8 protein-coding genes, 1 tRNA gene and 1 pseudogene are annotated in these 11,210 nt (G+C 72.8%); 5 read left to right on the forward strand and 5 right to left on the reverse strand.

Annotated elements, in window-relative coordinates:
• Window positions 1-93 precede the first annotated feature (93 nt).
• From ACWBNA_RS41000 to ACWBNA_RS41020, 5 genes are all read left to right on the forward strand, one after another.
• Window positions 94-1,059 (forward strand): ABC transporter ATP-binding protein, encoded by a 966-nt coding sequence (locus tag ACWBNA_RS41000; protein WP_482709681.1) that lies wholly within the window; start codon window positions 94-96, stop codon window positions 1,057-1,059.
• On the forward strand, window positions 1,056-1,832 hold the full coding sequence (locus tag ACWBNA_RS41005) for an ABC transporter permease (protein ID WP_482709682.1): 777 nt from the start codon (window positions 1,056-1,058) through the stop codon (window positions 1,830-1,832). Before ACWBNA_RS41000 ends, ACWBNA_RS41005 begins: the two co-directional genes overlap by 4 nt.
• Window positions 1,833-1,843: 11 nt before the next feature.
• Window positions 1,844-3,112 carry a sensor histidine kinase gene (locus ACWBNA_RS41010; protein WP_482709683.1) on the forward strand — a complete coding sequence of 423 codons (1,269 nt, stop codon included), beginning with the start codon at window positions 1,844-1,846 and terminating at the stop codon, window positions 3,110-3,112.
• Window positions 3,109-3,723 (forward strand): response regulator, encoded by a 615-nt coding sequence (locus tag ACWBNA_RS41015; RefSeq protein WP_482709684.1) that lies wholly within the window; start codon window positions 3,109-3,111, stop codon window positions 3,721-3,723. The genes ACWBNA_RS41010 and ACWBNA_RS41015 overlap by 4 nt, the downstream gene beginning before the upstream one ends.
• Window positions 3,724-3,746: 23 nt before the next feature.
• Window positions 3,747-3,819: transfer RNA gene (locus ACWBNA_RS41020), tRNA-Gly, on the forward strand.
• Window positions 3,820-3,867: 48 nt separating this feature from the next.
• On the opposite strand, the gene ACWBNA_RS41025 is transcribed toward ACWBNA_RS41020, so the two are convergent.
• From ACWBNA_RS41025 to ACWBNA_RS41045, 5 genes and pseudogenes are all read right to left on the reverse strand, one after another.
• Window positions 3,868-4,767 (reverse strand): phosphoribosylaminoimidazolesuccinocarboxamide synthase, encoded by a 900-nt coding sequence (locus tag ACWBNA_RS41025; RefSeq protein WP_482709685.1) that lies wholly within the window; start codon window positions 4,765-4,767, stop codon window positions 3,868-3,870.
• 85 nt (window positions 4,768-4,852) lie between these two features.
• Window positions 4,853-6,349, reverse strand: coding sequence for a N,N-dimethylformamidase beta subunit family domain-containing protein (locus ACWBNA_RS41030; protein WP_482709686.1), 1,497 nt, complete (start codon window positions 6,347-6,349; stop codon window positions 4,853-4,855).
• A gap of 322 nt (window positions 6,350-6,671) precedes the next feature.
• The gene (locus ACWBNA_RS41035) at window positions 6,672-8,753 is read right to left on the reverse strand and encodes a M48 family metalloprotease (protein ID WP_482709687.1); all 2,082 of its coding nucleotides are present in this window, start codon (window positions 8,751-8,753) and stop codon (window positions 6,672-6,674) included.
• A gap of 370 nt (window positions 8,754-9,123) precedes the next feature.
• Window positions 9,124-10,374, reverse strand: coding sequence for a phosphoribosylamine--glycine ligase (purD, locus tag ACWBNA_RS41040; protein ID WP_482709688.1), 1,251 nt, complete (start codon window positions 10,372-10,374; stop codon window positions 9,124-9,126).
• 94 nt (window positions 10,375-10,468) lie between these two features.
• Window positions 10,469-11,210 (reverse strand): annotated as a pseudogene (locus ACWBNA_RS41045) (DNA polymerase III subunit gamma and tau); the annotation flags it as partial.

Raw genomic sequence — 11,210 nt, forward strand, 5'->3', positions numbered from 1 at the left:
TCCGGTGCGGGTGAGCGGTCTTCTGACATTTGTCATGCCGAGTGATGACAGCCCGCACTGCTGCCGGGCCCCTGTCGGCGGAACGCTGAAGGCATGGAAACCGACGAACACGAACACGTGATTGAGGTCACTGACCTGCGGCGTGTGTACGGGGGCGGGTTCGAAGCGGTACGCGGAGTCTCCTTCTCCGTGCGCCGCGGCGAGGTCTTCGCCCTGCTGGGCACCAACGGGGCGGGCAAGACGTCCACGGTGGAGCTGCTGGAGGGGCTCGCGCGGCCGGCCGGTGGGTGGGTCCGGGTCCTCGGCCATGACCCGTACGCCGAGCGGGCCGTCGTACGGCCTCGGACGGGCGTGATGTTGCAGGAGGGCGGCTTTCCGTCCGAGCTGACCGTCGCCGAGACCGCGCGGATGTGGGCGGGGTGCGTGAGCGGGCCGCGGCCCGAGGGGGAGGCGCTCGCGCTGGTCGGGCTGGAGCGCAGGACGGGCGTACGGGTAAAGCAGCTGTCAGGGGGTGAGCGGCGGCGTCTGGACCTCGCGCTCGCGCTCCTCGGCAGGCCCGAGGTGCTGTTCCTGGACGAGCCGACGACCGGGCTGGACGCCGAAGGGCGCCGGGACACCTGGGAGTTGGTGCGCGCGCTGCGTGACGGCGGTACGACCGTGCTGCTGACCACGCACTACCTGGAGGAGGCCGAGGACCTCGCCGACCGGCTCGCCATCCTGCACGAAGGGCGGATCGCGGTCGCGGGGACACCGGCCGAGGTGACCGCCGCGCAGCCGTCCCGGATCTCCTTCGAGCTGCCCGACGGCTACTTCCTGGGGGATCTGCCGCCTCTCGGTGAACTGGGGGTGTGCGGGCACGAGGCCGAGGGGAACGTCGTACGGCTGCGGACGCGGGAGCTGCAGCGGGCGGCCACCGGGGTGCTCGCATGGGCCGAGCGGGCCGGGGTCGAGCTGCGCCGCCTCGATGTGCGGTCGGCATCGCTGGAGGAGGCGTTCCTGGGGATTGCCCGGGCGGCGTCTCATGAGGGCCGTGAGTCTGTTGAGGAGTACGTGTCATGAGTGGAGCCGTGAGCACTCCGGCAGGGCGCGTCGCGGCGCTCGCGCGGGCCGAGCTGACGCTGTTCGGGCGGAGCAAGGGCATGATCGTCACGGCGGTGTTCGTGCCGCTGGTGCTGCCGGTCAGCGTGCGGTCGGTGGCCGAGGACATGGACCTCGAGGGGTCCGGTCTCAGCGTCGGGCTGGTGCTGCTGCCCGGGGCCATCGGCTTCTCGCTGCTGTTCGCCGTGTACTCGGCGCTCGTGGGCGTCTTCGTCGGGCGGCGCGAGGAACTCGTCCTCAAGCGGCTGCGGACCGGCGAGCCGCGGGACCGGGAGATCCTCGCCGGGGCCGCGCTGCCGGCCGTCGCGACGGGGCTGGTGCAGTGCCTGGTCCTGGCTGCGGGTTGCTCCGTCCTCCTTGACGTACCGGCTCCTGCGGCTCCCCAACTGGCGGCGATCGGAGTCGGGTTGGGGCTGGTGCTGAGTGCGGTGCTGGCTGCTGTGACGGCGGGCCTGACGCGTACCGTGGAGAGCGCGCAGGTCACCTCCATGCCGCTCGTGATGGCCTCGATGGTGGGGTCCGGGGTCACCGTACCGCTGGAGTTGATGCCCGACCGGGTGGCGTCGGTGCTCGAACTGCTGCCGCTGACACCGGTGATCACGCTGGTGCGGGGCGGGTGGACCGGTGAGCTGTCGGTGTACGAGGCGGTAGGGGCCGTGCTGACCGCGCTGGCCTGGACGGTGTTGGGTGTGTTCGCTGTACGGCGGTGGTTCCGGTGGGAGCCCCGACGCTGAGGGACGGGGGCATGGACGTGCGGGGACCGACCAGATGGTGGCGGGGGAAGAGCACGCCGGCGAAGCTGGAGACGTACACGCGGTCGACGTTCCACTCCTTCGCGGCGCTGGAGATCCTGACCGTCGGGCTCACGGGGTTCGGGCAGCTCGAGGCGTGGCTCGCGGGCTCGCTGCTGCTGGTGGTGGGCGTGCACGGGGTGGTGTGCGCGGTGACCGCGTCACGGGCGCTGGACTGGACGCGCGGCCGGCGTGAGCAGCCCGTACGGCTGCTGTGGGCGCTCGGCGCGATCACCGCGGCGGTCGCCTGCGCGGCCCTCGCACTCGCCGAGTACGGGCCGGACGGCGAGAGCGTGGCCGGTGCGGCGGGCGGGGTCTTCGGGGTCGTCCTGATCTTCGGGGTCGGCACGCTCGCGCTCGGCGTCCACAACCGGCGGCGCGTGTACGCACTCGTCGGCGGCTTCGGAGCCGGCGCCGGCGCCGTGTCGCTCGCCCTGGGCTCCCCCGCCGCCGCCGCACTGGTCGCCACGCTGGCCGTGCTGTTCGGCTCCGGGCTCCTCGCCTTCACCTCCATGTTCTCGGTCTGGCTCCTCAACGCCTTCTACGAACTCGACGAGGCCCGCGAGACCCGCGCCCGGCTCGCCGTCGCCGAGGAACGACTGCGGTTCGGGCGTGACCTGCACGACGTCATGGGGCGCAACCTCGCCGTGATCGCCCTCAAGAGCGAGCTCGCCGTGCAGCTGGCGCGGCGCGGGCGGACCGAGGCAGTCGACCAGATGATCGAGGTGCAGCGGATCGCGCAGGAGTCGCAGCGCGAGGTGCGGGATGTCGTACGGGGGTACCGGGAAGCCGACCTCGGCGTCGAACTCGCCGGAGCACACGGAGTGTTGACGGCCGCAGGGATCCGCTGCGAGATCACCGGGGGTGAGCTGACCGGGCTGCCGGCCGAGGTGCAGTCGGCGCTCGCGTGGGCGGTGCGGGAGGCGACGACCAACGTCCTGCGGCACGGGGACGCCGGGTGGTGCGCGGTCGGGGTCAGCGAGCGGGAGGGGCGGGTGGTCCTGACAGTGGAGAACGACGGGGCGTCGGTTCCTTCCGGGACGGACGGGAACGAGGGGGCGTCCGCTCCTTCCGGCGCCGGCGGTTCGGGGCTGGCCGGGCTGCGGGAACGGTTGGCGGCGGTGGAGGGGACGTTGGAGGCGGGGCCGGCCGACGGGGGACTGTTCCGGGTGGTGGCGGAGGTGCCGTTGGTCACGGCAGGTGCCAGTGAGGTCATGGCATGACCTCTCCCGTACGACTCCTCCTCGCCGACGACGAGCACCTCATCCGGGGTGCGCTCGCCGCCCTGCTCTCCCTGGAGGAGGATCTCGTCATCGTGGCCGAGGCGGCGACGGGACCCGAGGCGTTGGCCATGGCCCGTGCGCACATCCCCGATGTCGCCGTACTGGATCTGCAGATGCCCGGCGCGGACGGTGTGAAGGTCGCCACATCTCTGCGGACCGAGCTGCCCGACTGCCGGGTCCTGATCGTGACCAGCCACGGGCGGCCCGGGCATCTGAAGCGGGCCCTCGAGGCGGGCGTGCGGGGATTCGTGCCGAAGACCGTCAGCGCGCAGCGGCTCGCGGAGATCATCCGTACCGTCCACGCGGGGAACCGTTACGTCGACCCGGAGTTGGCGGCCGACGCGATCTCCGCCGGGGACTCACCGCTGACCGCACGGGAGGCGGAGGTCCTTGAGCTCGCCGCCGACGGGGCACCCGTCGCGGAGATCGCCGAGCGGGCCGCGCTGTCGCAGGGGACCGTACGCAACTATCTGTCCTCGGCCGTCTCCAAGCTCGGCGCCGAGAACCGTCACACGGCGGTGCGGCTCGCCCGGGAGCGAGGTTGGGTATAGTTGCTCTCGCGCCACGGCGCAGTGCGGACGTAGCTCAGTTGGTAGAGCGCAACCTTGCCAAGGTTGAGGTCGCCAGTTCGAACCTGGTCGTCCGCTCTCATCGAAGAAGCCCCCGGTTTTCACCGGGGGCTTCTCGCGTGGGAGCTACGACCAGCTCGTGCCCGTCAGACGCTCGTACGCCTCCACGTACTTGGCGCGCGTCGCGGCCACGACCTGCTCGGGCAGCGGCGGCGGAGGCTGCTCGCTCTTGCGGTCCCAGCCGGACTCCGGCGAGGTGAGCCAGTCGCGGACGTACTGCTTGTCGTACGACGGCTGCGCACGCCCCGGCTGCCACTGGTCGGCCGGCCAGAAGCGGGAGGAGTCCGGGGTGAGGACCTCGTCCGCGAGGACCAGGGCCTCCCCCTCGAAGCCGAACTCGAACTTGGTGTCCGCGAGGATGATCCCGCGGTCCCGCGCGATGTCCCGGCCCCGCGTGTAGACGGCGAGGGTGGCCTGGCGCAACTGGGCGGCGGTGTCGGCGCCGACCTGGCGGGCGACCTCCTCGTACGAGACGTTCTCGTCGTGCTCGCCGACCTCGGCCTTGGTGGCCGGGGTGAAGATCGGGGCGGGGAGCTCGCTGCCGTCGACCAGGCCCTCGGGCAGGGCGAGGCCGCAGACCGTGCGGGACTCGTTGTACTCGAGCAGACCCGAACCGGTGAGGTAGCCGCGGGCCACGCACTCCACCGGGACCATCTGGAGGGACTTGCAGATCAGGGTGCGGCCGGCCCAGTCGGCGGGGGCGCCCGCCGGCAGGTCGGTGCTCAGGACGTGGTTGGGCGCCAGGTCGGCGAGCTGGTCGAACCACCACAGGGAGAGCTGGGTGAGGACCCGCCCCTTGTCGGGGATCTCGGTGGGCAGCACCCAGTCGAAGGCCGAGAGGCGGTCGCTGGCGACCATCACGAGGTCGCCCGCCTCGTTCTGGTACAGGTCGCGCACCTTGCCGGTGTGCAGGTGTACCAGGCCCGGAACCTGGAGCGGCTCGGGCTTTTCTACGAATCCGGACACGGTTCCTCCCCGTGGTGATGTCCAAGTGGCTCGATTCTCCCGTATGCCGGGGATCGGTCTTGGTCCGGGGTGTGTGGAGCAGGGCTCAGTCGTGTTTGCAGATGCGGTCCAGAAGGTTTGCTGTGGCGCGCTGGACCCGGGGGTCGACGTGGCCCGGTCGGTCCAGAGACGGTGACCACGCGAACGTCCCGGATGCGAAGACCAGGGCGCCGGAAGGCGCGCGGTAGAGGGAGGTCTCCTGGTGACGGAGGACGCCCTCGCTGTCGGCGTACGGGGAGTGGGCGAGCAGGATGCGGTCGTCGTGCTCGGGCAGCGGGGTGCGCGGGAAGTAGCGGTCGGCCTCGCCCGCGACCAGGCCCTCGATCTCGTCGCCCTCGTGCGCGCCGGTCGCCTCCCACATCCAGTGGTCGGCGTTGCGCACGATCAGCGGGTGGGGCTCGGGTACGCGGCCGGCGTACTGGATGCCGACCACCTGCTGCTCCGGGCGGTCGATCTCGCGCCACAGCACGGGCTTGCCCGGCCCTCGGCGTTTTCTGCAGGTGAGCAGCCGGTCCGGGACGCCGGACGGGGACGGGCCCAACTCCACCTGCCAGTACATGGTGTTGGCGGAGAGGAAGACCAGGCTGGTGCCGTGGTCGCGGGCGCGTTCCACGGTCCGGCGCATGTTCGTCGACCAGTACTCGTCGTGGCCGGGGAAGACCAGGCCCCGGTAGCGGGTGGGGTCGACACGGCCGGCGTGCAGGTCCCGGGCGTCGGCGTAGGCGAGGTCGTAGCCGTAGCGCTCGGCCCAGCGGATGAAGTCGTAGGCGTGGCCCACGTGGAGAGGGAGACCGGCGCCCGCGTACGGGCGGTCGAAGGAGATGGTCGTCGCGGCGTCGGCCTCGCCGAGCAGCCGGCCGTTCTCGTCCCAGGCGTGGTAGAGGCTGGCGCCGGTGCGGCCGTCCTCCGGGTAGAGGTTGTACGCCTGCCAGGTGATGTCGGGAAGCAGGAGGAGCAGGTCGGCCGGGTGGTCGTCGCGGACGGTGAACGGGATGTGGGAGCGGTAGCCGTCGGCGGTGGTCAGGACGGCCACGTACGCGCCGATGCTCCAGTAGCTCGGGATCTGCAGGCGCCAGGACAGCCACCAGTGGTGGCAGGAGACCGTACGGTCCGCGGTCAGCGGCGGGGGCTGGACGATGCCCGACAGGCGGGGGCTGGTGGTGATCTTCGCTGCGCCGTCGCCGCCGTAGTGGCCGATGCGGTAGACGTCGACGGCGAACTCCTGCGGCGGGTCGACGGTGATGTGGAAGTCGACGGCCTCGCCGGTGGCGACCGCACCCGTGGAGATGAAGCCCTTGATCTGGCGGCGGACGTCGTCAGCGGAGCGGGGGCCTCCGGCCGCTCGGGGGGCAGGCACGCGGAGGTTGGGGTCCTTCCGCGTCGGCTGCTGAGGCGCGTCCACGTACCAGGGGACCATCTGACCGGTGTCGTCGAAGTACGTCTCGCTGCCGCGGAGCCAGGGGACGGGGCCCTGGCCGAAGGGGTCCGTCACGGCGTGCGCCAGTGCTCCCGACTCCCACCGGCGGATCTGCTCCGATCCCATGGTGGCTCCCCTCCCTCGCGCCCCCGTGCGCCTGGTCACCTGGGTCACGCGTGTCACCTGTGTCGTGCGGATGTCGGGTCATGTGGCTGTCCTGTGCCGTGGGCCCGTGCCGTGTGCCCGATCGGTCCCAGCACATCACATTACGCACGCAGGCGGTCACTACTCGTTGCGAATTGGCCAGAAGTGGAGTGGGAGGGTCCGGTACGGAGGGGGCGCGGTTCGCGTCGGCCTTCGCCCCGTGTGATGGTTTCGGTCAGGCCGTCGGGCAGCCGTCACACGCCGTCGGTCACAGCGTCGGACACGCCCTCGGACCCGCCGTCGGTCAGCCGAGGCGGACCGGCTTCTCCGGGCGTATCCCCGACTTGACCAGCCACGCCTGCAGCGGGGCGGGGTCGCCGTCCTCCACCAGGCTGAGCACCCGGGGGGCCAGATCCGCCGCCCGTTCACCGTTGACCATGAGGGACGGGCCGTCCAGCCAGTCGAGGCCGGGGGTAGCGCCGGCGGTGTCCATCGCGGCGCAGCACACCATCGCGGTGACGTGGTCGGTGAGCAGCTCGCGGGCGGTCCGGGGTGGCTGCAGGGGGAAGAGGGGCAGCATGCCGTCGTCCCAGAGGGCGGTGTCGGGGCTGCCGGCGCTGCCCTGGCCGGGGGTGGGCGGGCCGCCGGCCGCGGGCGTGTTCGCGGATGCGGATGCCTCTTCGCGGGCGATTTCGGCGCTGAGGCGGGCGGCGAGGGTGGAGCTGCGTTCGGTGCTGGGGAGGTCGTCGTCGGGGTCGGGGTCGGAGGAGGTGGGCTCTGTCGGTCCCGTCGGTCCCGTCGGTCCCGTCGGTCCCGTCGTCCCGGTCGTCCCAGGTGTCCCGGTCGGCCCGGTTGCCCCAGGCATCCCGGTCGGCTCGTGGGGGTGGGGTGCTGCGGGTGGAACGGTTGCGAGTGGGCGAGCCTCGGCGTCCTTTTCAGCCTCGCCGGGAAGGGCGTCCGCGCTGGCCCCCGGGGGTTCCGGGATGTCCGAGGTGTCCGGGGTCTCTGTCGTCTCCCTGTCGCCCGTGGCCGGGCTCAGCGCGGCACCATCCGGGGGGTCGTCCACGTGGCCTTCGGCCTCGGGCGTGGGTGTCGCGGCCGTCGGTTCCGTCAGGTGGTTCATGACGCGGGCCAGGGTCGGGCCGCTGTCGGGTTCCGGCGAGGAGGGGTTGGGGGTGCGGCGTACGCCCAGGGCGTCCAGGACGCGATGGAGACGGGCCGCGTCGGTGCGCCACTTGCGGTCGACGACCTCGTCCGGGTACTCCTGCCAGTCCACCGGGGCCCAGTCCCGGCCGGGCTCGGCGGGGCCGCCGTGGAAGAGGCGGGCGGCGAGCAGTGACGCCGCCTCGTCCACCGTGCCGGGTTCTTCGAGCAGGTCGCAGGCGGGGCGCTCACCCAGGCGGGAGGCGAAGCCCTCGGCCAGCCGGTCACGCCGGGACAGCTCGGTTAGGGCCGCGACGACGCCCGCGTCCAGCCGGGAGGGCCAGCGGCCCATCCGCCAGGCGGGCAGCGCGACCCGGGTCAGCAGCCGGTCCCAGCCGGCGTACGCCAGGCCGACCTGTTCCTGGGCGACGATCCGCAGGCCGTAGTCCACAGCCTGTGCACGCTCGGCAGCCGCGGTGGCGACCCCGCGCTCCATTTCGCCGGCATGGCCGCGGCAGCTGCGCAGCAGCAGACGGGTGACCCAGCCGACGCCCGCGAGCACCGGGCGGACGAGGGCGCTGCGGCCGGGCGCCGAGGTGACGGCCACCGCCGCGTCCAGGCCCCGTACGAAGCGCCGGGCCGCCGCTATGTCCGGATGGGCCGAAGGTCCCGTACCGGCGACGACCGGGGCGAGGACCGCGCGCAGCTCGCCCACGCGCATCCACCACAGGAACGGGGAGCCGATGACCAGGACGGGTGCTGCGGCGGCGCGCCGGTGGGAGCCGCGGACGCCCGCTATCTCGTCGTGGTCCGCGCGCGGGGGCGGGCCGTGGGCCGGGTGGGTGCGGTCCTCCAGCCAGCTGTCGCAGTCCGGGGTGAGCGCTATGGCGGAGGGCACCGGGACGTCGAGACGGTCGGCGAGGTCGCGCACCATGCGGTAGAGGTCGGGGGCCGACTCCTCGGCGATGGGGACCGTCGGACTGACCGCGGGGCGGGCGCGGGCGACGACCAGGGCGACGCCTCCGGCGGCGAGCAGGACGAGGACGGCGGCGGCGGACAGCGTCCACCGCGCGGCGTCCCAGCCGGGGCCCACGAGATGGCCGGTGGAGTCGCCGGCGAGCAGCACGACGGCGACGGCCGCGGGCAGCAGCGCGACGGCCAGCGCCCGGCTGCGGATGCGCAGCACGGCCAGAGCTCGGGAACGCGCTGCCTGCGCGCCCGCCTCCACACCCATACCGGTCATGACCGGACCTCGCCCCCTCCCTGCCGTCCTGCCCGCCCGGCTCTCTGCCCGGCTCTCCTGGCGTTGCTCACTCCCCCACTGTGGCACCGCCCACCGACATCGCAATGCCGGTGGGCCAAGTGCCGGACCGCTTGCGCCGCACCATAGTTGGGGCCCCGGCCCCCGTCAGCCGGATGGGGCATCGGTCACTCGATGGAATGGCTCTGGGGAGAGGTGGATGACGGACCGCAAAGATCAGGCCCCGGATCCTGAGACGGATCCGGGGCCTGCGAGGTTCATCGACGCCCGGGAATTCCAGGGAAATCCGGGGCTTTGCGGCGCTTGGGAGGCTCTCGGGGTCCCGGACTCTCGGACTCCCGGATGCCGGGACTTACGCCCCCGCGACCTTCGCCGCGATGTCCGTACGGTGCTGGGAGCCGTCGAGGTTGACGCGGGCGACAGCCCGGTACGCGCGGTCGCGGGCCTCGGTGAGGTCCTCGCCGACCGCCGTGACGGACAGGACCCGGCCGCCGGCGCTGACGACGGCGTCACCCTCTTGCCGGGTGCCGGCGTGCAGGACGTACGCGTGCGGGGCGTCCTGGGCGGCCACCTCGTCCAGGCCGGTGATCGGGTCGCCGGTGCGCGGCGTGCCGGGGTAGTTGTGCGAGGCGATGACCACGGTGACCGCGGCCTCGTCGCTCCAGCGCAGGGGCGGCAGGTCGGCGAGGTTGCTGGTGGCGGCGGCCATCAGCACGCCGGCGAGCGGGGTCTGCAGCCGGGCGAGCACGACCTGGGTCTCGGGGTCGCCGAAGCGGGCGTTGAACTCGATGACCCGCACTCCGCGAGTGGTGATCGCGAGACCGGCGTACAGCAGCCCCGAGAAGGGAGTGCCGCGGCGGCGCATCTCGTCGACGGTGGGCTGGAGGACGGTCTCCATGACCTCCTCCACCAGCTTCGGGTCGGCCCAGGGCAGCGGGGAGTACGCGCCCATGCCGCCGGTGTTCGGGCCCTCGTCGCCGTCCAGCGCGCGCTTGAAGTCCTGGGCGGGCTGCAGGGGCAGGACCGTCACGCCGTCGGTGATGGCGAAGAGGGAGACCTCGGGGCCGTCGAGGAACTCCTCGATGACCACGCGCTCACAGGCGTTGGCGTGCGCCGCGGCCTCATCGAGGTCGCCGGTCACCACGACGCCCTTGCCGGCGGCCAGCCCGTCGTCCTTGACGACGTACGGAGCGCCGAAGGCGTCGAGAGCCTCGGCGACCTCTTCCGGGTTCGTGCAGACGTAAGAGCGCGCGGTGGGTACCTCGGCTCCCGCCATGACCTCCTTGGCGAAGGCCTTCGAGCCCTCGAGCTGCGCGGCCTCCTTGGAGGGGCCGAAGACGGGGATGCCCGCCTCACGCACGGCGTCGGCGACCCCGGCGACCAGCGGCGCCTCCGGGCCCACGACGACCAGGTCGGCGCCGAGCTCCACGGCCAGCGCCGACACGGCCGCGCCGTCGAGCGCGTCGACCGGGTGCAGTTCGGCGACCTCCGCGATGCCGGCGTTGCCGGGAGCGCAGTACAGCGCGCTGACGTTGGGGTCGAGGGACAGAGAACGGCACAGGGCGTGTTCGCGGGCACCGCTGCCGATGACGAGGACCTTCACGGGGTCAGCCTAACGGGAGGGAGGAGTGGTGGTTTGTGCGGGCTTCCGAACGGATGGAGGGTGGCAAATCGTGCGTTCCTCCAAAGCGATGTCGCTACTCGTGCGAGAACTCCTCCACCACCGTCGCTCCCAGCTCTTTCACGATGAGTTGGTGGCCGGACAGGGCCGACTCGTCGAGGTCGGGGTCGTCGTCCTCCGGGATGTCGTCCTCGGGGGAGACCGGGGGCGGTTCCGGGGCGGACGGCCGGGGAGCGGGGGCGCCGGAGGAAGTGGGCGCCGAGGTGGCCGGCGTGGAGCCGGTGGGCGCGGACTGGGGGGAGGCCGGACGCTGGGGGGCCGTGGCGCCGCCGCCTCCGCTGCCGTAGCCGCCGCCTCCTGAACCGCCGCAGCCGGCGCCGCCTCCGCCGTGGCCCCCGTTGCCCGTGGGTCCGCCGGTGGCCGGGGGGGCCGAGCCGCCCGACGGGTCGACGATCGCCTCGATCTTCCACTGCACGTTGAACTGCTCGGCCAGCGCCTGCTTCAGCACGTCCTCGCTGCCGCTGCCGGAGAAGTTGTCACGGGCCCCGGCGTTGATGAAGCCGAGCTGGAGGGTGGTGCCGTCGAAGCCGGTCACCTGTGCGTTCTGGCTGAGCAGGATCCAGGTGAACCGGCGGCGGTTCTTGACGGCCTCCAGGATGTTCGGCCAGAGCGTGCGGGGGTCGAGACCGCCTGTCGGGGGGGCGTAGGCGGAGGCGGGGGCCGCGGCCTGCGGGGCCGCCTGTGCCGGAGGGGCGGAGGCAGGCGCAGGCGGGCTGCTCTGTGTGGCCGGGGGCTGTCCGCCGCCGGCGGGCGTCGCG

Source organism: Streptomyces sp. Q2 (assembly GCF_056820935.1).